This is a genomic window from Pseudomonas sp. Pseusp11 (genome assembly GCF_047304405.1).
Classification (GTDB): Bacteria; Pseudomonadota; Gammaproteobacteria; order Pseudomonadales; family Pseudomonadaceae; genus Aquipseudomonas.
This window is the reverse complement of sequence record NZ_JBGLZF010000029.1, coordinates 1-26,575: the sequence shown is the minus strand read 5'-3', so window position 1 is coordinate 26,575 and position 26,575 is coordinate 1. Positions and strand designations below refer to the sequence as shown.

Annotated in this window: 21 protein-coding genes; 11 read left to right on the top strand and 10 right to left on the bottom strand. The window is 60.8% G+C overall.

The features are described from left to right. Positions 1 to 46: 46 nt before the first annotated feature. The 9 genes from ACCC96_RS21585 to edd form a co-directional block, all read right to left on the bottom strand. On the bottom strand, positions 47 to 1,207 hold the full coding sequence (locus ACCC96_RS21585) for an ABC transporter ATP-binding protein (protein WP_018926468.1): 1,161 nt from the start codon (positions 1,205 to 1,207) through the stop codon (positions 47 to 49). A 2-nt stretch (positions 1,208 to 1,209) separates the two neighbouring features. Beyond that, positions 1,210 to 2,055: a carbohydrate ABC transporter permease gene (locus ACCC96_RS21580; RefSeq protein ID WP_019581464.1), complete on the bottom strand. Its 846-nt coding sequence runs from the start codon at positions 2,053 to 2,055 to the stop codon at positions 1,210 to 1,212. After that, a complete protein-coding gene (locus ACCC96_RS21575) occupies positions 2,048 to 2,956 on the bottom strand; it encodes a carbohydrate ABC transporter permease (protein ID WP_018926470.1) in 909 nt (302 codons plus the stop codon). Before ACCC96_RS21575 ends, ACCC96_RS21580 begins: the two co-directional genes overlap by 8 nt. 180 nt (positions 2,957 to 3,136) lie before the next feature. Then, positions 3,137 to 4,438 carry an ABC transporter substrate-binding protein gene (locus ACCC96_RS21570; protein ID WP_413696852.1) on the bottom strand — a complete coding sequence of 434 codons (1,302 nt, stop codon included), beginning with the start codon at positions 4,436 to 4,438 and terminating at the stop codon, positions 3,137 to 3,139. Positions 4,439 to 4,555: 117 nt separating this feature from the next. Continuing rightward, positions 4,556 to 5,815 (bottom strand): AGE family epimerase/isomerase, encoded by a 1,260-nt coding sequence (locus ACCC96_RS21565; RefSeq protein ID WP_413696851.1) that lies wholly within the window; start codon positions 5,813 to 5,815, stop codon positions 4,556 to 4,558. Between the two features lie 229 nt (positions 5,816 to 6,044). Next, positions 6,045 to 7,514, bottom strand: coding sequence for an ATP-binding protein (locus tag ACCC96_RS21560; protein ID WP_413696850.1), 1,470 nt, complete (start codon positions 7,512 to 7,514; stop codon positions 6,045 to 6,047). Beyond that, positions 7,504 to 8,235, bottom strand: a complete 732-nt coding sequence (locus ACCC96_RS21555; RefSeq protein ID WP_007934711.1) for a response regulator — start codon at positions 8,233 to 8,235, stop codon at positions 7,504 to 7,506. Before ACCC96_RS21555 ends, ACCC96_RS21560 begins: the two co-directional genes overlap by 11 nt. Before the next feature lie 163 nt (positions 8,236 to 8,398). Beyond that, positions 8,399 to 9,349, bottom strand: a complete 951-nt coding sequence (locus tag ACCC96_RS21550; RefSeq protein ID WP_413696849.1) for a glucokinase — start codon at positions 9,347 to 9,349, stop codon at positions 8,399 to 8,401. Then, positions 9,346 to 11,172 carry a phosphogluconate dehydratase gene (edd, locus tag ACCC96_RS21545; RefSeq protein WP_018926475.1) on the bottom strand — a complete coding sequence of 609 codons (1,827 nt, stop codon included), beginning with the start codon at positions 11,170 to 11,172 and terminating at the stop codon, positions 9,346 to 9,348. Before edd ends, ACCC96_RS21550 begins: the two co-directional genes overlap by 4 nt. Before the next feature lie 219 nt (positions 11,173 to 11,391). Here edd and gap point away from each other — a divergent pair, with 219 nt between their 5' ends. Both gap and ACCC96_RS21535 read left to right on the top strand, forming a co-directional pair. After that, on the top strand, positions 11,392 to 12,393 hold the full coding sequence (gap, locus tag ACCC96_RS21540) for a type I glyceraldehyde-3-phosphate dehydrogenase (RefSeq protein ID WP_007934706.1): 1,002 nt from the start codon (positions 11,392 to 11,394) through the stop codon (positions 12,391 to 12,393). 110 nt (positions 12,394 to 12,503) lie between these two features. Then, positions 12,504 to 12,968, top strand: a complete 465-nt coding sequence (locus ACCC96_RS21535) for a methylglyoxal synthase (protein WP_413696848.1) — start codon at positions 12,504 to 12,506, stop codon at positions 12,966 to 12,968. Positions 12,969 to 13,179: 211 nt separating this feature from the next. Here the strand turns inward: ACCC96_RS21535 and ACCC96_RS21530 are convergent, their stop codons facing one another. Beyond that, entirely contained in the window at positions 13,180 to 13,542 is a 363-nt protein-coding gene (locus ACCC96_RS21530) for a DUF6124 family protein (protein WP_413696847.1), read from the bottom strand. Between the two features lie 450 nt (positions 13,543 to 13,992). Between ACCC96_RS21530 and ACCC96_RS21525 the strand changes: the two genes are divergently transcribed. From ACCC96_RS21525 to gcvP, 9 genes are all read left to right on the top strand, one after another. Next, positions 13,993 to 15,324 carry a CoA transferase gene (locus ACCC96_RS21525; protein WP_413696846.1) on the top strand — a complete coding sequence of 444 codons (1,332 nt, stop codon included), beginning with the start codon at positions 13,993 to 13,995 and terminating at the stop codon, positions 15,322 to 15,324. A gap of 450 nt (positions 15,325 to 15,774) precedes the next feature. Further along, positions 15,775 to 17,202 carry an arginine-ornithine antiporter gene (gene arcD / locus ACCC96_RS21520; protein ID WP_413696845.1) on the top strand — a complete coding sequence of 476 codons (1,428 nt, stop codon included), beginning with the start codon at positions 15,775 to 15,777 and terminating at the stop codon, positions 17,200 to 17,202. 51 nt (positions 17,203 to 17,253) lie between these two features. Continuing rightward, entirely contained in the window at positions 17,254 to 18,510 is a 1,257-nt protein-coding gene (gene arcA / locus ACCC96_RS21515; RefSeq protein WP_413696844.1) for an arginine deiminase, read from the top strand. Positions 18,511 to 18,579: 69 nt separating this feature from the next. Continuing rightward, positions 18,580 to 19,590, top strand: coding sequence for an ornithine carbamoyltransferase (locus ACCC96_RS21510; protein ID WP_413696843.1), 1,011 nt, complete (start codon positions 18,580 to 18,582; stop codon positions 19,588 to 19,590). A gap of 163 nt (positions 19,591 to 19,753) precedes the next feature. After that, positions 19,754 to 20,683, top strand: a complete 930-nt coding sequence (arcC, locus tag ACCC96_RS21505) for a carbamate kinase (protein ID WP_413696842.1) — start codon at positions 19,754 to 19,756, stop codon at positions 20,681 to 20,683. 65 nt (positions 20,684 to 20,748) lie between these two features. Further along, complete coding sequence (locus tag ACCC96_RS21500; protein ID WP_258672593.1) at positions 20,749 to 21,111, top strand: DUF5064 family protein; 363 nt, start codon at positions 20,749 to 20,751, stop codon at positions 21,109 to 21,111. Between the two features lie 174 nt (positions 21,112 to 21,285). Next, a complete protein-coding gene (locus ACCC96_RS21495; RefSeq protein ID WP_413696841.1) occupies positions 21,286 to 22,794 on the top strand; it encodes a sigma-54-dependent transcriptional regulator in 1,509 nt (502 codons plus the stop codon). Between the two features lie 464 nt (positions 22,795 to 23,258). Beyond that, a complete protein-coding gene (gcvH, locus tag ACCC96_RS21490; RefSeq protein WP_413696840.1) occupies positions 23,259 to 23,633 on the top strand; it encodes a glycine cleavage system protein GcvH in 375 nt (124 codons plus the stop codon). An 11-nt stretch (positions 23,634 to 23,644) separates the two neighbouring features. Continuing rightward, on the top strand, positions 23,645 to 26,497 hold the full coding sequence (gene gcvP, locus ACCC96_RS21485) for an aminomethyl-transferring glycine dehydrogenase (RefSeq protein WP_019581475.1): 2,853 nt from the start codon (positions 23,645 to 23,647) through the stop codon (positions 26,495 to 26,497). Positions 26,498 to 26,575: the final 78 nt, after the last annotated feature.

Sequence of the window (26,575 nt, the reverse complement as noted above, 5' to 3'; positions counted from 1 at the left end):
TAATCCCCCCTGTGAGAGCGGGCTTGCTCGCTCCCACATTTGATCTTCAGCGGCCTTTGAACTGGGCCACGTTGGCGCTGTGAGCTTCGGTTTTTGGCAGGCCGGCAACGCCCAGACGCTCACCGGTCTTGGCATCGAACAGCAGCACTTTCGATGGATCGAATTGCAGCGTCAGGGTCTCGCCCGGGGCCGGTGCGACGTCCGGTGCCAGACGGCAGCAGACCTTGGTGTCGTTGAGATTGACGAATACCAGGGTGTCGGGACCGGTCGGTTCGGTGACCTGCACTTCGGCGCGGATGGTCGGCAGGCCGTTGGCTTCGCCGTTCGCCAGCACGATTTGCTCCGGGCGCATGCCGAGGATCACTTCGCGGTCTTCGAGCCCGGCGTCCTGCATGCCCAGCGGCAATTCGCAGCGCGCCTGACCACTGTCGAGCAACGCCAACAGACGGCCGTCCTTGCGCTGCAAACGCAGGGGAATGAAGTTCATCGGCGGCGAACCGATGAAGCTCGCCACGAACAAGTTGGCCGGGTTGTTGTAGATGTCTTTCGGCGTACCGAACTGCTGGATGATCCCGTCCTTCATCACCGCCACTTTGTCGCCCAGGGTCATCGCTTCGATCTGGTCGTGGGTCACGTAGACCGTGGTGGTTTTCAGGCGCTGGTGCATCAGTTTCATTTCGGTGCGCATCTCGACCCGCAGCTTGGCGTCGAGGTTGGACAGCGGTTCGTCGAACAGGTAGATCTTCGGCCGACGCGCCAACGCCCGGCCCATGGCCACGCGCTGTTGCTGGCCACCGGAGAGTTGACCCGGCTTGCGGTTGAGCAGGTGTTCGATTTGCAGCAGCTTGGCCACGCGAGCGACTTCCGCGTCGATGTCGGCGGCGGGCATCTTGCGGATCTTCAAACCGAACGCGATGTTTTCGCGCACGCTCATGGTCGGGTACAGCGCGTAGGACTGGAACACCATGGCGATGTCGCGGTCTTTGGGGCTCATGCCGCTGACGTCCTGGTCACCGATCATGATCGCGCCGCCGGTGATGGTCTCAAGGCCGGCGATGCAATTCATCAGGGTCGATTTACCGCAACCCGAAGGACCTACAAGAATCAGGAATTCACCGTCCTTGATCGACAGCTCAATATTCTTGAGGGTGTCCGGCAGGCCGGGGCCATAGGTTTTGTTTACATTGCGAAGTTCGAGCGTAGCCATGATTACCCCTTGACTGCGCCGGCCGTCAGCCCGCGCACGAAATACTTACCTGCGACCACATAGACCAGCAGGGTCGGCAGCCCGGCGATCATTGCCGCCGCCATATCAACGTTGTATTCCTTGGCCCCGGTACTGGTGTTGACCAAGTTGTTCAACGCCACCGTAATGGGTTGCGAGTCACCGCTTGAGAACACCACGCCGAACAGGAAGTCGTTCCAGATCTGGGTGAACTGCCAGATCAGGCAGACCATGATGATCGGGGTGGACATCGGCAGGATGATCAAGCGGAAGATGGTGAAGAACCCCGCGCCATCGAGCCGCGCCGCCTTCACCAGTGCATCGGGAACGCTGACGTAGTAGTTACGGAAAAACAGCGTGGTGAACGCCAGGCCGTAGACCACGTGCACGAACACCAGGCCTGTCGTCGTGCTGGCCAGGCCCATCTTGCCGAGGGTGAACGAGGCCGGCAGCAGGACCGTCTGGAATGGCAGGAAGCAACCGAACAGCAGCAGGCCGAAGAACAACTGCGACCCGCGAAAGCGCCACATCGACAGCACATAGCCGTTCAACGCACCGATGGCCGTGGAGATCATTACCGCCGGAACGGTGATCTTGATCGAGTTCCAGAAGTACCCGTCAACCGTGCCCCAGGCCTTGATCCAGCCAATACCGCTGACCACGGTCGGCCAGCTCAGCAGGTTGCCGGAGTTGATGTCTTCCGGCGTCTTGAAACTGGTCAACAGCATGACCACCAGCGGTATCAGGTACAGCAATACCGCAAGGAGCAGCACGCCATAGATCGCGATGCGACTCAGGCTGATGGCAGGTTTGGCAGCGAAACTAGTCATGACGTTTGGCCCTCAGCTCGGAGTACAGGTAAGGCACGATGATCGCGAGAATCGCACCGAGCATCAGAATCGCACTGGCCGAGCCCATGCCCATCTGGCCGCGACTGAAGGTGAAGGAATACATGAACATCGCAGGCAGATCGGAGGAATAACCCGGGCCACCGGCGGTCATTGCCGCCACCAGGTCGAAACTCTTGATAGCGATGTGGGCCAGGATCATCACTGCGCTGAAGAACACCGGGCGCAGGCTCGGCAACACCACTTTCAGGTAAATGCGCGGCATGCTCGCGCCATCGATCTGGGCGGCACGGATGATCGATTGATCAACGCCACGCAGACCGGCGAGGAACATCGCCATGATAAAGCCCGAGGCTTGCCATACCGCCGCGATCACCAGGCAGTACACAACGCGATCCGGATCGATCAGCCAGTCCAGGCGAAAGCCTTCCCAGCCCCAGTCACGCAGCAATTTGTCCAGGCCCATGCCCGGGTTGAGCAGCCACTTCCAGGCGGTACCGGTGACGATCATCGAAAGCGCCATCGGGTACAGGTAAATGGTGCGAATGAAACCTTCGCGACGAATGCGCTGGTCAAGAAACACCGCCAGCAACACACCGATCACCAGGGTGATGCCGATGAACATGCCGCCGAAAAGCGCCAGGTTCTTGCTCGCTACCCACCAACGATCGTTGTCGAACAGCCGCTGGTACTGCGCCAGACCTGCCCATTTGTAAGTCGGCAGGAAGGTCGAAGTGGTGAACGACAGGACGAAGGTCCACAGGATATAGCCATAGAACCCCACCAAAACAATGAACATGCTCGGCGCCAGCACCAGCTTGGGAAGCCAGCGCTGCAGTGCATCGAACGGCGAGGCCTTGCTGAACACAGCAACAGAACTCATGGGAAGATCCAGTACGAAGAGAAAAGATTACAAGCGCTTTCCCTTGTGGGAGCGGCCTTCTGTGGGAGCTGGCTTGCCTGCGATGGCATCACCTCGGTGCAACTGATAAACCGAGGTGTCTGCATCGCGGGCAAGCCCGGCTCCCACAAAATCCCTCCCACAGGGGTGCACGGCTAACGGTTACTTGGCTGCTTTAATGGCAGTGCCGAGTTGCTTGGCGGCAGTGGCAGGATCGGCTTTCGGATCGTTGATGAAGTTGGTCACGACATCAAAGAAAGCACCCTGTACCGCCAGCGTGGTCGCCATGTTGTGCGCCATGCTCGGCTGCAAGCCACCGGTCTTGGCGTCCGCCAGGAAGTCTTTGGCAGCCGTCTGGGCGCAGGAGTCGAAACCGTACTTGCCCATGTCGCTCAGCATGTCGTTTCGAACCGGGATCGAGCCCTTGTTAATGCTGAAGACTTTCTGGAAGTTCTCACCCAGCACGACCTTGGCAATGTCCTGCTGAGCTGCAGCAGTGCCCTTGTCTTTCTGCTTGAACACGGCCAGCGAGTCGATGTTGTAGGTGAAGGCCTTGTCGGTGCCCGGGAAGGCTACGCACTCGTAATCCTTGCCGGCGACTTTCTTGGCCGCTGTCCACTCGCTCTTGGCCCAGTCACCCATGATCTGCATGCCGGCCTTGCCGTTGATGACCTTGGCCGCCTCCAGGTTCCAGTCCTGGCCTTTGCCGTCGGCGTCCATGTAGGTCGCGACTTTCTTCAGCTCGGTCAGCGCCTTGACCATGTCAGGACCGGTCAGCGCCGCGTTATCCAGATCGACCAGGGCTTTCTTATAGCCATCGACGCCCATGACCGACAGGACCACCGCTTCGAACACGGTGCTGTCTTGCCAAGGCTGGCCACCGTGGGCAAGCGCGATGAAGCCCGCAGCCTTGAGCTTGTCACCGGCCGCGTAGAATTCCTGAAGGGTGGTTGGCGCTTTTTCGATGCCGGCTTTCTTGAAGACTTCCGGATTGATCCACAACCAGTTGACGCGGTGAATGTTCACCGGCACGGCCACATAGTTACCGTCGTACTTCACGGTATCGGAGACTTTCTTGTCGAGCAGGCTGTCCCACTTCTCAGCTTTGGCAGCGTCTTTCAAGACGTCGGTATCGAGCAGACCGGTAGACGCCCATTCCTGAATGTCCGGACCTTTGATCTGCGCTACGCCCGGCGGGTTACCGGCAACGGCGCGGCTTTTGAGTACGGTCATGGCAGTGGCACCGCCACCGCCGGCGACTGCGCCGTCTTTCCAGGTGAAACCGTCTTTTTCGACTTGAGCCTTGAGCACATCGACAGCCGCTTTTTCACCACCAGACGTCCACCAGTGAACGACTTCCACCGAACCTTTGGAATCGGCGGCAAGGGCACTGAGCGGGAATGCAGTAACGGGAAGCAGTGAAGCGAGAGAAATGACAGTAGCGAGGCGAGAAATCGCATTCATCTAGTAGTACCTTTCTTGTTGTTATGCATGCAAGTCTGGTGCTTGCGCTGCATAGGATTTTAAACAGGGGATAGCCCTTCGCAGGTAACGAAGGGACGCGCGAATGTCACCACATGGTTACACAGGAATGCTCTGGGACAACTGCCCCAGCGCACTGGCCATGCTCGGCGCCAACGGCAGGCGCGGGATCAATACGGCTTGCCAGGCGTGATACAGGTCGGGTTTACCGGCCCAGATATCGGCGCTCGGGCGGTTCAGCGGATCGAGCTCGTGATGCCAGCTGCCATCGCAGCGGTCGATGAAATGACTGTCACAGAATTCCCAGAACAGTCGGTACCAGCGCTCGTATTGTTCGTCACCGGTGCGTTTGAGCAGCGCACTGGCAGCGGCGCTGGCTTCGCAATGAGTCCAGTGCAAGCGATGACGAACCACCGCGCGATTGTCCCAGTCGAGGGTGTAGACAATGCCCGGCGCACCGTCGACGTCCCAGCCGTGGCGGCAATTGTGCTCGAAGAGTTTTTGCGCATCGGTGACGAGCCAGCCCGGCGTGAGCATCCCGGCCTGTACCCGCGCGGCTTCGAGGTGCAGCAACAGCCGCGCCCATTCGAAACCATGACCCGGCGTGGTGCCGTAAGGGCGGAAACCGTCGGCCGGGTTGTCGTGGTTGTAGTCACGCAGCGGCTGCCAGTCGCGGTCGAAATGCTCGACCACCAGGTAATCGTTGGCGGCGGCGTGTTCGTGAATGACACGCTCGACGATGCGCTGCGCGCGAATCAGCCAGCGATGGTCCTCGGTGACATCGGCCAGGGCGAGAAAGGCTTCGGTGGCGTGCATGTTGCTGTTGGCGCCGCGATAGGCCTCCTCGCAACTGAAGTCGCGGTTGAAGGACTCGCGCATGGCGCCCTCCCCCTCGCTCCAGAAATGGCTGTCGATGATGTGGATCGCATCGTCGAGCAAGGCTTGCGCACCGGGACGCTGGGCAACCACCGCAGAACTCGCGGCCAACGCCACGAAGGCATGCAGATAAGCGGCTTTGCCGGTATTGCCGTCGCGGTGTTCGGGCGTGGCGAACCAGCCTCCGTGTTCGGCGTCACGCAGCGGCCCGCTGAGGGCTTTGATGCCGTGGTCCACCAGCTCGGCGAACCCTGGCAAACCCTGGATGTGGGCCATGGCGAAGCTGTGGGTCATGCGCGCGGTGTTCATGGTTTCGGCTTGGGCGCTGGCTGGGAGGCGGCCCTTTTCATCAAGATTGCCAAAGCCTTCGGGAAGCTTTGAAGCCCTGGCAAACGCCAGCAGGCGCAGGCCTTCGGCGGTAAGCCATTGCTGATGGGCAGGCGCGTTCAGCCAACTGCTGAAGGCGGGTTGGAAGGTGTCCATGCGGTACCTTTTTTGTTGTTATGACTGGGACCAGTCTAAACAACGGTCGGTGGCGGGCAGGTAACGAAGGGGGCGGCTTTTGTCACCGAGCTGTGACATTCACCCTGATTTTGAAGTGAGTGGTTACTTGTGGCGAGGGAGCTTGCTCCCGTTGGGGCGCGGAGCGGCCCTGAAAGAGGGACTGCTCCGCAGTCCAACGGGAGCAAGCTCCCTCGCCACAGGGGCAGTGTCAATCCATTGGTCGCGGCAACTGCAACGTCACGCGCAACCCGCCTTCACGCAGGTTTTGCAGGCTGACTTCACCGCCATGACTATGGGCGATGTTGCGCGCAATCCCCAGCCCCAGGCCATAACCCTGCTGCTGCCCGGCCAAGCGAAAGTGCGGCTCGAACACTTGCTCCAGCCGCTGCTCGGGCACGCCCGGACCTTCGTCGTCGACATGCAGCACAAACGCGCTCTCGTCGTCATCGATGTGCAGATGCGCGTTCTGCCCGTACTTCAAGGCGTTGTCGATCAGGTTGCCAATGCAGCGCTTGAGCGCCAGTGGCTTGCCGGGATACGGCAGCAGCGCCCGCCCCTGCTGTGTCACGCGGCCATTGCCGTTAGGCGCCAGATACGGTTCCACCAGGCAGTCGAGCACATGATTGAGGTCCACCTGCTCGATGTTTTCGTGGATGTCGGTGTCTTTCACGCATTGCAGCGCGCCTTTGACCAGCAACTCCAGCTCATCCAGATCACGCCCGAACTTGGCTTGCAGTTTCTCGTCTTCAAGCAATTCGACCCGCAGTCGCAGCCGAGTGATCGGTGTGCGCAAGTCATGGGAAATCGCGCTGAACAACTGGCTGCGCTCGGTCAGGTAACGGCTGATGCGTTCACGCATCGCATTGAACGCGCGACCGACTTCCACCACTTCACTGCCACCGCCCTGAGCGACCGGTTCGACGTCGGCGCCCAAGGACATGTCCCGCGCCGCCCGCGCCAATCGCTTGAGCGGTCGGCTCTGCCAGTGCACCAGCAGGCCGATGAACAGCAGCAAGAAGCCGCTGGTGAGTACGATGAACCAGACTTGCTGTGCCGGCAGGCCTTGCTCTTCAAGACTGGTGTAGGGTTCGGGCAACAACGAGGCGATGTACAGCCATTCCCCCGGCGCCATCTGGATTTGCGTGACCAGCACCGGTGGGTTCACTGGCTCCAGGGTCAACGCGTAGTGCGCCCAGGAGCGTGGCAATTCATCGAGTTTCAGCCCGCTATTGAAGATCCGCAGGTCTTCGGGGCTGACGAACGTCACCGAAATATCCGCGTCCTGGCCCAGCGACTGGCGCAGCACCTCGTCCACCGCTTTGAGCACCGCTTCTTTGCGCGGCGTGATCGGCAGCACTTCCATGCCCAAGGGTTTGTCGTTGAGGGTCACCACGAACCGGGTGCCGCCCATGCTGCGCAACTGGTCGAGTACCAGCGGCCTGAACGCCACCGGCAACGAGCGGAAATAACTGACACTGGCCGTCATCGAATGGGCCAGGCTGCGGGCGCTGGTGACCAGCCCTTCAAGTTGCGTGGCGCGCAGTTGCGAAACCCAGATCACGCTCGACAGTGTCTGGGCAAACAGCACCGCCAACAGGGTCAGCAGCAACATGCGCCCGAGCAGCGAGCGCGGCACCGGCACGCGCCCGGCGAGCTTGCGCAGGAACTCAGTGGCCATTGCCGGCAACCACGTTGGCTGCCAATTGGTAGCCGCTGCCACGCACGGTCCGGATCAGCCGCGGCGGCTTTTCGGTGTCGCGCAGGCGCTGGCGCAAACGGCTGACCGCCATGTCGACGATGCGATCGAGCGGCATCAAGTCACGGCCACGGGTGGCGTTGCCGATGGTGTCGCGGTCGAGGATTTCCTGCGGGTGATCGAGGAACAGTTTCAGCAGGGCGAAATCGGCGCCGGAGAGAATCACTTCCTCGCCGTCGGTGTGGAACAGCCGATGGCTGACCATGTCCAGCCGCCAGTCGTCGAAGGCCAGCACTTCACCGCCGGACCGCTCCTGACCGAACTGCGCACGACGCAACAGGGCTTTGATGCGCGCCTGCAATTCACGGGGGCTGAAGGGTTTGCCGAGGTAGTCGTCGGCGCCCAGTTCCAGGCCGATGACACGATCGGCCTCGTCGGAGCTGGCGGTGAGCATGATGATCGGCACGTGAGCCTGGCGCGGGTGCTGGCGGATCCAGCGGCAGAGGCTGAAACCGTCTTCGTCCGGCAGCATCACGTCGAGGATCACCAGATCGCTCGGCGCCTCGTTCAGCGCCTGACGAAAGCCTGCGCCATCGGGCGTGGTACGAACCTGGAAACCGGCACGGGTCAGGTAGGTGTCCAGCAACTCGCGTATCTCTTGATCGTCATCGACCAACAAAATCGACTTGTTGACTGAGCTCACGGCGGCATCCTTGTTGTTTGTGTTGGGGAGGATTATGCCTTACGGAAATCTGATGACGTGCGCGGATTTGTGGCGAGGGGGCTTGCCCCCGTTGGATCGCGTAGCGGTCCTTTTTTACGACTGCTTCGCAGCCGAACGGGGGCGAGCCCCCTCGCCACAGGTCTCAGGCCTGTTCCAGCGCCACACCCGCGCCCACCAGGCCGGAATACGGCGCTGTCACCAGCCACACCGGAATGCCTTTGAAGTAATCGCTCATGCAGCCCTTGTCGGCGAAGCACCGGGCGAAACCGCTTTCGATGAAGAAATCGGCAAACCGTGGAATCACCCCGCCAACGATGTAAACGCCACCCCGTGCGCCGGTGGTCAATACGTTGTTGCCGGCCACGCGACCGAGCCAGCAGCAGAACTGCTCGAGCACTTCCAGGGCAATCGGATCGCCCGCCAGCCCGGCCTTTGTGATCGCCTCAGGCGTGTCGAGCACAGGCGTGTGGCCGTCCACGGCGCAAATCGCCCGGTAGACTCGCGGCAAACCACCGCCGCTCAATGCCGTTTCAGCGCTGACATGGCCGATCTCGTTATAGATGTGTTGCCACAGCTGGGTTTCTCGCGGGCTGCTCAGCGGCAGATCGACGTGACCACCCTCCCCCGGCAACGCGGCAAAACGGCCCTCGCCCAGATCGAGCAACGTGCCTACGCCCAAGCCTGTACCCGGACCGATTACCACTGCTGGCCGCAACGGTTCCGGCGTGCCTTCGCAGACCACCCGGAACTCGCCCGGCTGCAAGCGAGTCATGCCCAGCGCCATGGCCGAGAAATCGTTGACCAGCAGCAGTTGATCCACCTGCAAGGTCTTGCAGAAACCCTTGCGACTGAGCCGCCAGTGATTGTTGGTGAATTTGAATTCATCACCGCTCACAGGGCCCGCCACCGACAGGCACACCGAACCGATCGAACCCGGCGCCAGGCCGAGCCCGTTCAGGTACAGCGCAATCGCTTCTTCCGGGGTGGCGTGGTCTGCCGTTGCCAGCACCTGGACTGATTCCAGTTGCTGGTTTTTCCACAACGCGAAACGTGCGTTGGTCCCACCGATGTCACCGACCAAAGCCAGTTTCAATTAAGCGTCTCCAGGGCAGAAGTAAAGGCGCTGGCGCCTTGCTCTGCGGAGCTGAAGGCCATGCGCATGAAACCAAACAGTTCGCGACCGGTGCCGATGTTGTTGCCCAACAGGCCTTTGGCCGGCTCGCGCGCTGCAAATTCTTCGGCGTCCACCTTAAGCTCCAGGGTGCCTTTGACGCCATCGACACGGATGATATCGCCCTCTCGCACCCGCGCCAAAGCGCCGCCCACATAAGCTTCGGGGCTGACATGGATTGCCGCCGGGATTTTCCCCGAGGCGCCGGACATGCGCCCGTCAGTCACCAACGCGACTTTGAAACCGCGGTCCTGCAACACGCCGAGGAACGGCGTCATTTTGTGCAGTTCCGGCATGCCGTTGGAGCGCGGGCCCTGGAAGCGCATTACCGCGACAAAATCCTTCTCCAGCAAACCGGCCTTGAACGCATCGGCCAGGTCCTGTTGGTCCTGGAACACCATGGCCGGGGCTTCGACGACCTGGTTTTCCAGGGCGACCGCCGAGACCTTCATCACACCACGGCCGAGGTTGCCTTCCATCACGCGCAAACCGCCTTCTGGCGAGAATGCACGAGCCACTGGGCGCAGGATGTTTTCGTCGAGGCTTTCGATCGGGCCTTCGCGCCAGACCAGCTCGCCGTTATCGAGGAACGGTTCCTGGGTGTAGCGGCTCAGGCCGTGGCCGAGCACGGTGTTGACGTTTTCGTGGAGCAGGCCGGCTTCCAACAGTTCGCGGATCAGGAACGACATGCCGCCCGCTGCCTGGAAGTGGTTGATGTCAGCTTTGCCGTTCGGGTACACGTGGCTCAGGGTCGGCACCACCTCGGAGAGGTCGGCCATGTCCTGCCAGGTCAACTGAATGCCCGCGGCCATGGCGATGGCCGGCATGTGCAAGGTGTGGTTGGTCGAGCCGCCGGTGGCGTGCAGGGCCACGATGGAGTTGACCAGCGAACGCTCGTCGACGATTTCGCCGATCGGCAGGAAGTTGCCATTCTGCTTGGTCAGGCGCGTCACCTGATGCGCCGCTTCGCGGGTCAGCGCATCGCGCAACGGCGTGTTCGGGTTGACGAACGAGGCGCCCGGCAAGTGCAGGCCCATGACTTCCATCAGCAACTGGTTGGTGTTGGCGGTGCCGTAGAACGTGCAGGTGCCAGGGCTGTGGTAGGACTTCATCTCCGATTCCAGCAGCTCTTCGCGGGTCGCCTTGCCTTCGGCGTAGCGCTGACGCACATCGGCTTTCTGCTTGTTGGAGATGCCCGACACCATCGGCCCGCCCGGCACGAAAATCATCGGCAGATGACCGAAGCGCAACGCGCCCATCATCAGGCCCGGCACGATCTTGTCGCAGATGCCGAGCATCAGCGCGCCGTCGAACATGTTATGAGACAGCGCCACGGCGGTGGACAACGCGATCACTTCACGGCTCGGCAGGCTCAGTTCCATGCCTGGCTCGCCCTGGGTCACGCCATCGCACATGGCCGGGGTGCCGCCGGCGAACTGGCCGACGGAGCCGATTTCGCGCAGGGCTTTTTTGATCTGTTCAGGAAAGACTTCGTACGGCTGGTGCGCCGAGAGCATGTCGTTATATGACGAAACAATTGCGATGTTGGCGGAGTTCATCATCCGCAAGCTGTGCTTGTCGTCGCTGCCACATCCGGCCACGCCGTGGGCAAAGTTGGCGCATTGCAGCTTGCCGCGCATCGGGCCGTCGCTGGCCGCGCCGCGGATCAATGCAAGGTAAGCCTCACGCGTGGCGCGGCTGCGGGCGATAAGCCGTTCGGTGACCTCAAGGACGCGGGGATGCATGTGTAGAACTCCAGGCTAACGGATGTGGCGACCTGATTGTCTATGCTGATCAAACGCCGTTGTGATCGGGATGACAGACGGCTTTCTTGATCATTCGGACCAGTTGATTCAGGTCAATCGTTGTAGATAAAACAAAATATTGCCACTAAAAAGGCTTGTTTTCTATTTTTTTGCGAATAATCTTGTAATTCCAACAACAAAACGACGGCGGCGCTGTAAATGACTCTTCGAATCGCAATCAATGGTTTTGGCCGTATCGGCCGTAATGTCCTGCGCGCACTGTATACCCAAGGCTATCGTCAGGATCTGCAGATCGTTGCGATCAACGACCTGGGCGACAGCTCGATGAATGCTCACCTGCTCAAGTACGACACCGTTCACGGCACATTCGATGCCGATGTCCAGCACGATCAGGAAAGCCTGACCGTCAACGGCGACCGTATTTCGGTCAGCGCCATTCGCAATCCGGCCGAACTGCCCTGGGCCGCGGAGAAGGTCGACGTCGTGTTCGAATGCACCGGTCTGTTCACCGACCGTGCCAAAGCCGCCGCCCATATTACGGCCGGCGCACGCAAAGTGATTATCTCGGCCCCGGCCAAAGGCGCCGACGCCACTGTGGTTTATGGGGTTAACCACGACATTCTGCGCCAGTCGCACCAGATCATCTCCAACGCCTCGTGCACCACCAACTGCCTGGCCCCGGTGGCCCAGGTGCTGCACCGCGAACTGGGCATCGAAAGCGGTCTGATGACCACTATTCACGCCTACACCAACGACCAGAACCTGACCGACGTCTACCACACCGACCCGTACCGCGCCCGTTCCGCCACCCAGAACATGATCCCGAGCAAGACCGGCGCCGCTGAAGCGGTGGGCCTGGTGCTGCCGGAACTGGCGGGCAAACTGACCGGCATGGCGGTGCGTGTTCCAGTGATCAACGTGTCGCTGGTGGACCTGACCGTGCAGCTCAAGCGCGAAGCGTCGGCCGATGAAGTGAATGCGCTGCTCAAACAAGCCAGCCAGCACTCGAAGATTCTCGGCTACAACGCCCTGCCGCTGGTTTCCAGCGACTTCAACCACAACCCGCTGTCGTCGATCTTCGACGCCAACCACACCAAGTCCAGCGGCAAGCTGCTCAAAGTGCTGGCCTGGTACGATAACGAGTGGGGCTTCTCCAACCGCATGCTCGATAACTGCCTGGCGCTCTGCAACGCTGAATAAGCGATGGGGCGTACGACGCCTCATTCGTTGTTGGACGCGGCCCTGTAGGAGTATTTGCAACGTCAAGAAATGCGTCGTCGCAGGCGCATTCTCGTCTGGAGCAGCAACCGATGATCGGTATCAGCTTTACGCAAAAGACCATGGCGGCGCGCAAGCGTATCGCCCTGGTCGCCCATGACCACTGCAAAGTGTTTTTGCTGGACTGGGCCGAGCGGCAGAAAGACAAACTCGCGCAGCATGAACTGGTCGCCACCGGCACCACGGGGTTGTTGTTGCAACAACGCCTCGGCCTGCCGGTGGAAAGCATGATCAGCGGTCCACTGGGCGGCGACCAGCAACTCGGCGCGCAAATCGCCGAGCAGCGGGTCGACATGCTGGTGTTCTTCTGGGACCCGTTCGAGCCACAACCCCACGACCCGGACATCAAGGCATTACTGCGGGTCGCGGCGGTGTGGAACATCCCCGTGGCCTGCAACGAATGCAGCGCCGACTACCTGCTCAGCAGCCCGTTGATGGACCAGGCTCACGAACACCGCATCCCGGATTACGCGACCTATCTGTTGGGGCGTGGGTAAAGCTGTGGCAGCAGGCTCGCTCCTACAGGTCAGAGAAACCTGTGGCGAGGGAGCTTGCTCCCGCTTGAGTGCGCAGCACTCACAAAAATCGGTAATGGTTGTCAGATTTTTGGGGCCGCTACGCAGCCCAGCGCGAGCAAGCTCGCTCGCCACAAAGGTAGGCATGACCAAGAGTGCGTTTAAGTGAGCAGCATACCCAATCCTCGGGGGATCACTCAGTCGGCACCACCTTATCCAGCACCTGATTCACAGCCAGTTCGGCCAGCATCACGACCTGGGCGATGCCCAACAGGGTTTTGCGGTGGGTGCCTTCGAGCAAGGCCGCGAAGTCGTTGAGCATGACGGTGGCCGAGCCCAGGGTTTCACTGGCGTTGACCAGCATCGGCTCGGTGGCGGCCGCCGGGTTGGCCATGTACAGCTTGTTGGGTTGGTAGGGTGTGGCCATGACCGTGGCCGCCGGCTTGAGGTAATGGTCGAGGGCGCGCTCGGCGGCTTCGTTGAGTTTTCTGGAATCGGGGGATTCGTAGGGGGAGACCGGATCGGTGAGCGGTGGGTTTGGCGTAGGCTTTATCATTTTCAGGTTCCAAAATAATGCTGGAACCTCTTCTCTGCTAAAAGAAGGGGTGACAGCTGAACGCAGGTTAGCAGACCGGGGAACCTAAGGAAGCCGGCGCGCCGAAGCGCCCTGCGTACAGCCGCCATCAAATGCAGGCATGGAGCCTGACTGATAGTGCGCGTACGACCTTAGGTTAACCACGGGCTGCTAAACCCGATCACTGGGAATCAGTGATGCGAATCAAGTTACCGACCCGGCCCAAGGCGCACAAGCCGGCGGATTCTGGCGCAGGCGTAGGCAACGGCGCAAGGTTTCGTGGCCTTTAGGACGTAACACAGGGTGTCGTTAAACACTCATTCTGGATCGTGTGTATTGGCTCTCGAAAATCGATGAATACCCCCACAGGATTTCATCTGGCCGCGCCGTTTTTTTGAACTATGCTCGGGCTCTCGTTCCGGAGGGCCTTCGATGACTGATTTACTCTCGTCCATTCAAGCCGCACTCGGCTTGCCTCACACCCCAATCCCGTTCACCTCGAGCGGCGCCCTGCCCTCGGCGTTTGCCGTGACCGACCTGGCCTGCGCCAGCATTGCCGCCGCCGGCCAGGCAGCCAGCGAACTGCTGCATCAACAAACCGGTCGCTTACCCAGCCTTGAGGTCGACCGCCGCCTGGCGTCGTTCTGGTTCGCCACCTCGATCCGCCCCGTGGGCTGGAGCGTCCCGCCGCTGTGGGACCCGGTCGCCGGCGACTACGCGACCAAGGACGGCTGGATCCGCCTGCACACCAACGCGCCCCATCACCGCGCCGCTGCTGAATCAGTGCTCGGCACCTGTGCCGACCGCACAGCCATGGCGAGCAAAGTGGCTCAGTGGGCGAAAAGCGATCTGGAACAAGCGGTGGTCGAGGCCGGTGGTTGCGCCGCCGAGATGCGTAGCTGGAAGCAATGGCAAGCTCACCCCCAAGGTCGGGCCGTGAACGCCGAGCCGTTGATTCAGTTCAGCACCGATGGCAGCCGAAACATGAAACCGTGGCAAGGCTCGGTGGCGCAACCGTTGGCCGGGATCAAGGTGCTGGACCTCACGCGAGTACTCGCCGGCCCAATCGCCAGCCGCTTCCTCGCGGGGCTCGGCGCCGATGTGCTGCGCATCGACCCACCGACCTGGAACGAACCGGGCGTGGTGCCGGAAGTCACCTTGGGCAAACGCTGTGCGCGCCTGAATCTGCACGACAAAGCCGATCGCGCGGTGTTCGAAAGCCTGCTCAAGGACGCCGACATCCTGCTCCACGGCTACCGCGCCGACGCCTTGGAACGCCTGGGTTACGGCATCGCCCAACGCCAGGCACTGGCCCCAGGCCTGATCGATGTTTGCCTCAACGCTTACGGCTGGAGCGGCCCTTGGCAGAACCGTCGCGGCTTCGACAGCCTGGTGCAGATGAGCAGCGGGATTGCCGACGCGGGCATGCACTGGAAGAAATCGGATAAACCGACACCGCTGCCGGTCCAGGCCCTTGATCACGCCACCGGGTATTTGATGGCGGCCAGTGCGATCAAGCTATTGGAGCACGGTGGCTCTGCGCGGTTGTCGCTGGCACGGACGGCGAAGTTGTTGATCGAACATGGCGCCGGAACCAACGAGCCGTTGCGCGCAGAGGATGACCACGATCAAGGGATGTTGATTGAGCAAACACCGTGGGGGCCGGCCCATCGGTTGCAGGTGCCGTTGAAGATCACCGGGACGCCACTGCAATGGGCGCTGCCGGCCGGGGAACTGGGCGCCCATCGCGCGCAGTGGTGGTGATCATCAGATAGCTTTCGCGGGCAAGCCTCGCTCCTACAGATGTATATCGATCCAATGTGGGAGTGGGCTTGCCCGCGATGAGGCCCGAACAGTCACCGCAAACATCGTCGCGTAGTTGTTTTTTAACTAAACAGATAAAACGAAATAACGTTTATTCATTAATTCCAGTACCGCGCACCTGATAAATCAAATCTGTCATATAAAACAGTTATCAGAAAATTGGCGAAACCGCAGAAACACACTAATTTCAAAGCCCAAGCAATACCGCTTACGCCCACCTGACTTGCCCCCCTCTGAACAGGGCTTCCCCGGCAATACCGCTATGCCCGAGAACGATACATAAGTCTTTCATTAACAATGGAATGTGCCCATGCACTGATCTATGTCAGCTGATTGAACAGCCTGCAGAACTACTCTGTTGTCTCTCTTCTCCTGCACTGGAGTCATGCCATGTCTGAATCCCCCGGAAAACTGAAACTCGGTGCGCTCGTTGCTTTAGTGGTCGGTTCAATGATTGGTGGCGGAATATTCTCTTTGCCCCAGAACATGGCTGCCAGTGCTGACGTTGGTGCTGTTCTTATTGGTTGGGCGATTACCGCGGTGGGCATGTTGACCCTCGCTTTCGTCTTCCAGACCCTGGCCAATCGCAAGCCTGATCTGGATGGCGGTGTTTATGCCTACGCCAAGGCCGGGTTCGGCGACTACATGGGTTTCTCGTCCGCCTGGGGATACTGGATCAGCGCCTGGCTGGGCAATGTGGGTTACTTCGTGCTGTTGTTCAGCACCCTCGGTTATTTCTTTCCGATCTTCGGCGAAGGCAACACCGTTGCTGCCGTCATCGGCGCCTCGCTCCTGCTCTGGGCGGTGCACTTTCTGGTTTTACGGGGAATCAAGGAAGCGGCGTTCATCAACCTGGTGACCACCGTGGCCAAGGTCGTGCCGCTGCTGCTGTTCGTATTGATCGCCGTGTTCGCCTTCAAACTGGAGATCTTCACCGCTGACATCTGGGGCGTGAAAAACCCGGACCTGGGCAGCGTGATGAACCAGGTGCGCAAGATGATGCTGGTCACCGTGTGGGTGTTTATCGGCATCGAAGGCGCGAGCATTTTCTCGGCCCGCGCGGAAAAACGCAGCGACGTCGGTAAGGCCACGGTTATCGGTTTCATCACCGTGCTGCTGTTCCTGGTGCTGGTGAACATTCTGTCGCTGGGCATCATGACCCAACCTGCACTGGCGAAACTGCAGAACCCGTCGATGGCCGCGGTGCTGGAACACGTGGTCGGTCATTGGGGCGCGGTGCTGATCAGCGTCGGCCTGATCATTTCCTTGCTCGGGGCGTTGCTGTCGTGGGTGCTGCTGTGCGCGGAAATCATGTTCGCTGCCGCCAAGGACCACACCATGCCGGCGTTTTTGCGCCGTGAAAACGCCAACCTTGTACCGGCCAACGCACTGTGGCTGACCAACGCGATGGTGCAGCTGTTCCTGATCATCACGCTGTTTTCGGCCAGCACTTACCTGTCGCTGATCTACCTCGCCACCTCAATGATTCTGGTGCCGTACCTGTGGTCGGCGGCCTATGCCGTGCTGCTGGCAGTGCGCGGCGAGAGCTATGAAAACGCTGCGGCCGAGCGCAGCAAAGACCTGGTCATCGGTGGCATCGCACTGATCTACGCGATCTGGCTGTTGTACGCCGGCGGCGTCAAATACTTGCTGCTCTCCGCCCTGCTGTATGCCCCCGGCGCGATCCTGTTCGCCAAGGCCAAACTTGAAGTCGACAAACCGGTTTTCACTAACGTCGAGAAGCTGATTTTCGTCGCCGTCGTCATAGGCGCCCTGGTGGCGGCCTATGGGCTGTATGCCGGCTTTCTGACCCTTTAGCACTGTAATGAAAAGCAGCACCTGAATGTTTTGATCTGGAGGAACACGGTAATGACCACGGAAAAAGTTAAGTACGGCGTCCATTCCGAAGCCGGCAAACTGCGCAAAGTCATGGTTTGCTCCCCCGGCCTGGCCCACCAGCGGCTGACCCCGAACAACTGCGACGAACTGCTGTTCGATGATGTGCTGTGGGTCGCCCAAGCCAAACGCGATCACTTCGACTTCGTCACCAAAATGCGCGAGCGTGGTGTCGACGTGCTGGAAATGCACAACCTGCTGACGGACATCGTCGCGATGCCTGAAGCGCTGGACTGGATTCTGGAACGCAAGATCACCGCCAATTCGGTCGGCCTCGGCCTGGTCCATGAAGTGGGAGCCTGGCTACGTAGCCTGGAACCACGCAAGATCGCCGAGTTCCTCATCGGCGGGGTTTCCGCCGATGACCTGCCAGACAGTTTCGGTGGCAAGACCATCCAGATGTTCCGCGACTTCCTCGGTCATTCCAGCTTCATTCTGCCGCCGCTACCCAACACCCAGTTCACCCGCGACACCACCTGCTGGATCTATGGCGGTGTGACCCTGAACCCGATGCACTGGCCGGCGCGCCGTCAGGAAACCCTGCTGGCCACCGCCATTTACAAATTCCACCCGCAGTTCACCAATGCCGACTTTCAGATCTGGTACGGCGACCCGGACCAGGATCACGGCAGCGCCACCCTTGAGGGCGGTGACGTGATGCCGATCGGCAACGGTGTGGTGTTAATCGGCATGGGCGAGCGCTCGTCCCGCCAGGCCATCGGCCAATTGGCGGTCAACCTGTTCAAGAACAAAGCGGTGGAACGAGTCATCGTCGCCGGCCTGCCGAAATCCCGCGCAGCGATGCATCTGGACACCGTGTTCAGCTTCTGCGACCGCGACCTGGTGACGATTTTCCCGGAAGTGGTGAAGCAGATCGTCGCCTTCAGCCTGCGCCCCGATGAAAGCAAACCGGGCGGCATCGACGTGCGCCGTGAAGAAGCCAGCTTCCTCGACACCGTGGCCAAGGCCCTCAACCTCAAGGCGCTGCGCGTCGTCGAAACCGGAGGTAACGCCTTTGCCGCCGAACGCGAGCAATGGGACGACGGCAACAACGTGGTGGCGGTGGAGCCAGGCGTGGTCATCGGCTACGACCGCAACACCTACACCAACACCCTGCTGCGCAAGGCCGGCGTCGAGGTCATCACCATCAGCGCCAGTGAGCTCGGGCGCGGGCGTGGCGGTGGCCACTGCATGACCTGCCCGATCATTCGCGACCCTATCGATTATTAACTTTCGAGCCTTGGCCGATGCTTATCCAGCACGGCCGAGGGGATAACCGAAACCCAAGGAGATCCAATCATGGCTTTCAACATGCGCAACCGCAGCCTGCTCTCGCTGATGCACCACACCACTCGCGAGCTGCACTACCTGCTGGACCTGTCCCGCGACCTCAAACGCGCCAAATACACCGGCACCGAGCGTGCGCACCTGCAAGGCAAGAACATCGCGCTGATCTTCGAAAAAACCTCGACCCGCACCCGGTGCGCCTTCGAAGTCGCGGCCCATGACCAAGGCGCCCACGTCACTTACATCGACCCGGTGTCGTCGCAGATCGGCCACAAGGAAAGCATGAAAGACACCGCCCGCGTGCTGGGGCGGATGTTCGACGCCATCGAGTACCGCGGCTTCGAACAGGAAATCGTCGAAGAGCTGGCCAAGTTCGCCGGCGTACCGGTGTTCAACGGTCTGACCGCTGAATTCCACCCGACGCAAATGATCGCCGACACCCTGACCATGCGCGAACACAGCGACAAACCGCTGCACGACATCAGCTACGCCTACCTCGGCGATGCGCGCTACAACATGGGTAATTCGTTGCTGATGATCGGCGCCAAACTCGGCATGGACGTGCGCATCGCCGCGCCGAAAGCGCTGTGGCCACATCAGGACTTCATCGATCAGTGCAAAGCCTTCGCCGAAGAGAGCGGCGCGCGCATCACCATCACCGAAGACCCGAAAGCCGCGGTCAAGGACGTGGACTTCATCCACACTGACATCTGGGTGTCGATGGGTGAGCCGGTGGAAGCGTGGGACGAGCGCATCGAGCAACTGCTGCCGTACCAGGTCAACGCCGACATGATGAAGGCCTCGGGCAACCCGCGCGTGAAGTTCATGCACTGCCTGCCGGCGTTCCACAACAGCGAAACCAAGGTCGGCAAGGACATCGCCGCACGCTATCCGCACCTGGCCAACGGCGTCGAAGTGACTGAAGAAGTCTTCGAATCGCCTGCCAACATCGCCTTCGAGCAAGCGGAAAACCGTATGCACACCATCAAGGCTATTCTGGTGTCGGCGCTGGCGGATGTCTGACGGCTGAACACTGGTTGCGGTGATCGTTCCCACGCTCTGCGTGGGAATGCATCCACTGACGCTCCGCGTCACATGGGACGCTCCGCGTCCCAGGCGGCATTCCCACGGGGACCGTGGGAACGATCATCGTGTTGTTCGCTCCCTCTCTGAAAGGATCTGCATTATGCGTATCGTCGTTGCTCTGGGCGGTAATGCCCTGCTCCGCCGGGGTGAACCCCTGACTGCGGACAACCAGCGCGCCAACATCCGGATCGCCACCGAACAGATCGCCAAGGTCTACCCCGGCAACCAACTGGTGATCGCCCACGGCAATGGTCCGCAGGTCGGCCTGTTGTCGCTGCAAGCGGCGGCCTACACCCAGGTTTCTCCTTACCCGCTGGACGTGCTCGGTGCCGAAACCGAAGGCATGATCGGCTACATCATCGAACAGGAACTGGGCAACCTGCTGGACTTCGAAGTCCCGTTCGCCACCCTGCTGACCCAGGTCGAAGTCGACCCCAACGACCCGGCGTTCCGGGCCCCCAGCAAACCCATCGGCCCGGTCTATTCCAAGGCCGACGCCGAGAAACTCGCCGCCGAGAAAGGCTGGGCCATCGCCCCGGACGGCGACAAGTTCCGGCGCGTGGTCGCCAGCCCGAAACCCAAACGTATCTTCGAAATCCGCCCGATCAAGTGGCTGCTGGAAAAAGGCAGCATCGTGATCTGCGCCGGCGGTGGGGGCATCCCGACGATGTACGGCGCCAGCGGCAAACTGCAAGGCGTGGAAGCGGTGATCGACAAAGACCTGTGCTCGGCGCTGCTGGCCGAACAGCTTGAAAGCGATCTGTTAGTGATCGCCACCGACGTCAGCGCGGCGTTCATCGATTTCGGCAAACCCACGCAGAAAGCCATTGCCCAGGCCCACCCCGATGAAATGGACAAACTCGGCTTCGCCGCCGGCTCAATGGGACCAAAGGTCCAGGCGGCCTGCGAGTTCGCCCGCCATACTGGGAAAGTCGCGGTAATCGGTTCACTCTCGGACATCGAAGCGATCGTCCAGGGCAAGGCCGGCACCCGTATCAGCACAGCGACGCCTGGCATCAGCTATCAATAGAAAGAAACGCAGGGAGGCAGGCGCGAGGTCTGCCCTGATTCAATGCCTTTGAAGGAGAGACGCCAATGGCCAAGTTTGAGCCCGGTCACCTGCACATCGAGCGCCACGCACTGAACAAGGGCGATGTCAGCTACAACGTGTGCATCGACTATGAAGTCACCCAGGATCCCAAGGAGGGCAAAGGGATGCAGTTCACGATGCACGGCAGCATCCAGGGCAAGGAACTGACGGAGTCATTTTTCCTGCCAAAGGATCAGGCCTATAACTTCGCCAGTAACGTCACCAGAATCGCCGAGAAGTACGGCATCCCCAAGACGCTGAGCAGCATCGGTTCAATTCACCAGTACTACGATGCAATGTTCGAAGACGTGCGGGCACAGCTCAACATGAAGTCGGGCGATCCGGTCAAACCCGAACACCTGGAATAACGTTTGGAAGATCAAAAGATCGCAGCCTTCGGCAGCTCCTACAGGGGAATGCGCTTGGCGTAGGAGCTGCCGAAGGCTGCGATCTTTTCAAGCCATCTCCCATTACCGATTTCACCTACCACCCTCCTGCAAGGCATACTTGCCACCCTCCGCACTCCAGAATCAAGCCGCCCCATGCGCATCCACGTCAGTTTCATCGACCGCGTCGGTATCACCCAGGAAGTCCTGGCCTTGCTCGGTGGGCGCAATCTCAATCTGGATGCGGTGGAAATGGTGCCACCCAACGTCTACATCGACGCCCCGACCTTGAGCCCGGCCGTGCTCGAAGAGCTGCGCGATGCGCTGTTCAACGTGCATGGCGTGCAAGCGGTGACGGTGGTCGACATCCTTCCCGGTCAACGCCGTCACTTGCAGCTCGATGCGCTGCTCGCCGCCATGACCGACCCGGTGCTGGCCCTGGACAGCGCCGGCAAGGTGCTGCTGGCCAACCCGGCACTGATTGCCCTGTACGGTCGCGAGCCGGCGGGTGAAAGCATCAGCGAGCTGTTTGCCGACCCGGCGCTGCTCGACACATTGCTGGAAAACGGCTTCCGCCTGCCGCTGCGCGAAATCACCGTCAACGGTCAAACCCTGCTGCTGGACGCCACGCCGATCACCGACGCCGGCGCCCTGCTGACCCTGTATCAACCGAACCGCATCGGTGAACGCCTCTCGGCGCTGCACCACGACCACGCTGAAGGTTTCGATGCCCTGCTCGGCGAATCGCCAGCGATTCGTACGCTCAAGGCCCGCGCCCAGCGGGTCGCCGCCCTCGATGCACCACTGCTGATCCAGGGTGAAACCGGCACCGGTAAAGAACTGGTGGCCCGTGCCTGTCACGCCATCAGCGCCCGCCACAGTTCACCGTTCCTGGCCTTGAACTGCGCGGCACTGCCGGAAAACCTCGCCGAAAGCGAACTGTTCGGCTACGCCCCCGGCGCCTTCACCGGGGCACAACGGGGCGGCAAGCCAGGGCTGATGGAGCTGGCCAACCAAGGCACGGTATTTCTCGACGAAATTGGCGAGATGTCGCCGTATTTGCAGGCGAAGCTGCTGCGTTTTCTCAACGACGGCAGCTTCCGTCGGGTCGGTGGCGATCGCGAAGTGAAGGTCAACGTGCGGATCCTCAGCGCGACCCATCGCGACCTGGAAAAAATGGTCAGCGAAGGCACCTTCCGCGAAGACCTGTTCTATCGTCTCAATGTCCTGAACGTCGCAGTCCCGCCCCTGCGCGAGCGCGGCCAGGACATTCTGCTGCTGGCGCGCTATTTCATGCAGCAGGCCTGCGCGCAGATCCAGCGCCCGGTCTGTCGCCTGGCCCCCGGCACCTACCCGGCGCTACTGGGCAACCGCTGGCCCGGCAACGTGCGGCAATTGCAGAACGTGATCTTCCGCGCCGCGGCGATTTGCGAAAGCAGCCTGGTGGACATCGGCGACCTCGACATTGCCGGCACCTCTGTGGCGCGCCAGAGCGACATTGAGGTCGACAGCCTCGAACAGGCCATGGAAGCGTTCGAGAAGGACCTGCTGGAAAAGCTCTACGTCAGCTACCCCTCGACCCGCCAACTGGCCAGCCGCCTGCAAACCTCCCACACCGCGATTGCCCATCGGTTGCGCAAGTACGGGATTCCCAATAAGCCGTGAGGCTTACTCGGTCGGATGTTGGAACACCGTCTTCAATCCGACACATCCCCCGTAGGAGCTGCCGAAGGCTGCGATCTTTTGACTTTCGCCTTGCAGTGCCTGGGACAAGATCGCAGCCTTCGGCAGCTCCTACGGGTCGGGTTCCAATTCAAGGGTTTCTAACCTGTTTAAAAGCGACCTCCATCTGTACTGAAAGCGCTACAGTGGAATGATATCGATACACCCCTTCCTGATCAGCGCTGTCCAAGGCTTTGATCCACCTAAGCTTTTTTCTTTGGCTCGAGCTGTAGCGATTTCGCTACAGCTACAGAAACACGACGGTCCATACAAATTCATAAGTCATTGTTTTTAAACAACAAAATAACATTGGCCGCGATTTTGCTAAGTAACCACTCATAAAGCAGGGCATTGCCCCTGCATTCCATCGCGTCCACCAGACGAGTCTGGCCCCCTTAGGAGTTTCCATGAGCGAGTTGCGTTTTACTGAAGATCACGAATGGCTGCGCACCGAAGCTGACGGCTCCGTTACAGTCGGCATCACCGCTTTCGCGCAGAACGCACTGGGCGACGTGGTTTTCGTACAACTGCCTGAGCTGCAGTCCTACGACAAAGGCGCAGAAGCCGCCACCGTGGAATCGGTAAAAGCCGCCAGCGGCGTGTACATGCCTCTGGACGGAGAAGTGGTCGAGACCAACCCGGCCCTCGATAGCAGCCCTGAACTGGTCAACGAAGATCCGCTGGGCGAAGGCTGGTTCTTCCGCTTCAAGCCAACCGACGCCTCGGCTGTCGGCCAACTGCTGGATCAAGACGCTTACGACCGTCTGATTGCCCAAGCCTGAGGAGCCCCGACATGACTCAAGTCAATCTGACGACCGCCAACGAATTCATCACCCGCCACATCGGCCCGCGTGCAGGCGACGAGCAAGCCATGCTCAACAGCCTCGGTTTCGACTCCCTGGAAGCCCTGAGCGCCAGCGTGATTCCCGACAGCATCAAAGGCACCAGCATCCTCGGCCTCGAAGACGGCCTGAGCGAAGCCGATGCCCTGGCGTTGATCAAATCCATCGCCGGCAAAAACCAGCTGTTCAAGACCTACATCGGTCAGGGCTACTACGGCACGCACACACCGTCGCCGATCCTGCGCAACCTGCTGGAAAACCCGGCCTGGTACACCGCTTACACCCCGTACCAGCCAGAAATTTCCCAGGGCCGTCTCGAAGCGCTGTTGAACTTCCAGACCCTGATCAGCGACTTGACCGGCCTGCCGATCGCCAACGCCTCCCTACTGGACGAAGCCACTGCCGCTGCCGAAGCGATGACCTTCTGCAAACGCCTGAGCAAGAACAAGGGCAGCCACGCCTTCTTCGCCTCCGTTCATTGCCACCCGCAAACCCTCGACGTTTTGCGCACCCGTGCCGAGCCTTTGGGCATCGACGTGGTCGTTGGCGACGAGCGTGAACTGACCGACGTGACGCCGTTCTTCGGCGCCTTGTTGCAATACCCGGCCAGCAACGGTGACGTGTTCGACTACCGCGAACTGACCGAGCGCTTCCACGCCGCTAATGCACTGGTCGCGGTCGCTGCTGACTTGCTGGCCCTGACCGTGCTGACCCCACCGGGCGAGTTCGGCGCCGACGTGGCCATCGGCAGCGCACAACGCTTCGGCGTGCCGCTGGGCTTCGGTGGTCCGCACGCGGCGTACTTCTCCACCAAGGATGCATTCAAGCGCGACATGCCGGGCCGTCTGGTCGGCGTTTCCGTGGACCGTTTCGGCAAGCCGGCCCTGCGCCTGGCCATGCAGACCCGCGAGCAACACATCCGTCGCGAGAAAGCCACCAGCAACATCTGCACCGCCCAGGTGCTGTTGGCCAACATCGCCAGCATGTACGCCGTGTACCACGGCCCGAAAGGCCTGACGCAGATCGCCAATCGCATTCATCACCTGACCGCGATCCTCGCCAAAGGCTTGAGCGCACTGGGCCTGAGCGTCGAGCAAGCCAGCTTCTTCGACACCTTGACGATCAAAACCGGCGCGCAAACGGCAGCCCTGCACGACAAGGCTCATGCGCAGAAGATCAACCTGCGCGTGGTCGATGCTGAGCGTCTGGGTCTGTCCCTCGACGAAACCAGCAGCCAGGCTGACGTCGAAACCCTGTGGAACCTGCTGGCCGACGGCAAGGCACTGCCGGACTTCGCTGCATTGGCCGCATCGGTCCAAAGCACCCTCCCGGCCGCACTGGTTCGCCAATCGCCAATCCTCAGCCACCCGGTGTTCAACCGTTATCACTCCGAAACCGAGCTGATGCGCTACCTGCGCAAACTGGCGGACAAGGACCTGGCCCTGGATCGCACCATGATCCCGCTGGGTTCCTGCACCATGAAACTCAACGCCGCCAGCGAAATGATCCCGGTGACCTGGGCTGAATTCGGTGCCCTGCACCCGTTCGCTCCGGCCGAGCAAAGCGCCGGCTATCAGCAACTGACCGATGAACTGGAAGCGATGCTCTGCGCCGCCACCGGTTACGACTCGATCTCCCTGCAACCGAACGCCGGTTCCCAGGGTGAATACGCAGGTCTGTTGGCGATCCGTGCCTACCACCAGAGCCGTGGCGAAGACCGTCGCGACATCTGCCTGATCCCGTCGTCCGCCCACGGCACCAACCCGGCCACCGCCAACATGGCCGGCATGCGCGTGGTTGTGACCGCGTGCGATGCCCGTGGCAACGTCGACATCGAAGACCTGCGCGCCAAGGCCATCGAGCACCGCGAGCACCTCGCTGCGCTGATGATCACTTACCCGTCGACCCACGGTGTGTTCGAAGAAGGCATCCGCGAAATCTGCGGCATCATTCACGACAACGGCGGCCAGGTGTATATCGATGGCGCGAACATGAACGCCATGGTCGGCCTCTGCGCACCGGGCAAGTTCGGCGGCGACGTATCGCACCTGAACCTGCACAAAACCTTCTGCATCCCACACGGCGGTGGCGGCCCGGGCGTCGGCCCGATTGGCGTCAAGTCGCACCTGACGCCGTTCCTGCCGGGCCACGCCCAGATGGAACGCAAGGAAGGCGCGGTCTGCGCGGCACCGTTCGGCAGCGCGAGCATTCTGCCGATCACCTGGATGTACATTCGAATGATGGGCGGTGCCGGCCTCAAGCGCGCTTCGCAATTGGCGATCCTGAATGCCAACTACATTTCCCGTCGCCTCGAAGAGCACTATCCAGTGCTGTACACCGGCAGCAACGGTCTGGTGGCGCACGAGTGCATCCTCGACCTGCGTCCGCTGAAAGACAGCAGCGGCATCAGCGTCGATGACGTGGCCAAGCGCCTGATCGACTTCGGCTTCCACGCCCCGACCATGTCGTTCCCGGTGGCCGGCACGTTGATGATCGAGCCGACCGAGAGCGAATCCAAGGAAGAACTGGACCGCTTCTGCGACGCCATGATCCGCATCCGCGAAGAAATCCGCGCAGTGGAAAACGGCACGCTGGACAAGGATGACAACCCACTGAAAAACGCCCCGCACACCGCTGCGGAAATCGTTGGCGAGTGGACTCACCCGTACAGCCGCGAGCAAGCTGTTTACCCGGTAGCGTCGCTGATCGAAGCCAAGTACTGGCCGCCGGTCGGTCGCGTCGACAACGTGTTTGGCGATCGCAACCTGGTCTGCGCCTGCCCGTCGATCGAAAGCTACGCTTGATCTATAGGGGGCGAGTTACTCGCCCCCTTCAACAACACCGCACTCCCCCTGTAGGAGCTGCCGCAGGCTGCGATCTTT

Coding starts and splice junctions, on each gene's coding strand:
- ACCC96_RS21585 (WP_018926468.1), bottom strand. CDS start 1,207: ATGGCTACGCTCGAACTTCGCAATGTAAACAAAACCTATGGCCCCGGC.
- ACCC96_RS21580 (WP_019581464.1), bottom strand. CDS start 2,055: ATGACTAGTTTCGCTGCCAAACCTGCCATCAGCCTGAGTCGCATCGCG.
- ACCC96_RS21575 (WP_018926470.1), bottom strand. CDS start 2,956: ATGAGTTCTGTTGCTGTGTTCAGCAAGGCCTCGCCGTTCGATGCACTG.
- ACCC96_RS21570 (WP_413696852.1), bottom strand. CDS start 4,438: ATGAATGCGATTTCTCGCCTCGCTACTGTCATTTCTCTCGCTTCACTG.
- ACCC96_RS21565 (WP_413696851.1), bottom strand. CDS start 5,815: ATGGACACCTTCCAACCCGCCTTCAGCAGTTGGCTGAACGCGCCTGCC.
- ACCC96_RS21560 (WP_413696850.1), bottom strand. CDS start 7,514: ATGGCCACTGAGTTCCTGCGCAAGCTCGCCGGGCGCGTGCCGGTGCCG.
- edd (WP_018926475.1), bottom strand. CDS start 11,172: ATGCATCCCCGCGTCCTTGAGGTCACCGAACGGCTTATCGCCCGCAGC.
- gap (WP_007934706.1), top strand. CDS start 11,392: ATGACTCTTCGAATCGCAATCAATGGTTTTGGCCGTATCGGCCGTAAT.
- ACCC96_RS21535 (WP_413696848.1), top strand. CDS start 12,504: ATGATCGGTATCAGCTTTACGCAAAAGACCATGGCGGCGCGCAAGCGT.
- ACCC96_RS21530 (WP_413696847.1), bottom strand. CDS start 13,542: ATGATAAAGCCTACGCCAAACCCACCGCTCACCGATCCGGTCTCCCCC.
- ACCC96_RS21525 (WP_413696846.1), top strand. CDS start 13,993: ATGACTGATTTACTCTCGTCCATTCAAGCCGCACTCGGCTTGCCTCAC.
- arcD (WP_413696845.1), top strand. CDS start 15,775: ATGTCTGAATCCCCCGGAAAACTGAAACTCGGTGCGCTCGTTGCTTTA.
- arcA (WP_413696844.1), top strand. CDS start 17,254: ATGACCACGGAAAAAGTTAAGTACGGCGTCCATTCCGAAGCCGGCAAA.
- ACCC96_RS21510 (WP_413696843.1), top strand. CDS start 18,580: ATGGCTTTCAACATGCGCAACCGCAGCCTGCTCTCGCTGATGCACCAC.
- arcC (WP_413696842.1), top strand. CDS start 19,754: ATGCGTATCGTCGTTGCTCTGGGCGGTAATGCCCTGCTCCGCCGGGGT.
- ACCC96_RS21500 (WP_258672593.1), top strand. CDS start 20,749: ATGGCCAAGTTTGAGCCCGGTCACCTGCACATCGAGCGCCACGCACTG.
- ACCC96_RS21495 (WP_413696841.1), top strand. CDS start 21,286: ATGCGCATCCACGTCAGTTTCATCGACCGCGTCGGTATCACCCAGGAA.
- gcvH (WP_413696840.1), top strand. CDS start 23,259: ATGAGCGAGTTGCGTTTTACTGAAGATCACGAATGGCTGCGCACCGAA.
- gcvP (WP_019581475.1), top strand. CDS start 23,645: ATGACTCAAGTCAATCTGACGACCGCCAACGAATTCATCACCCGCCAC.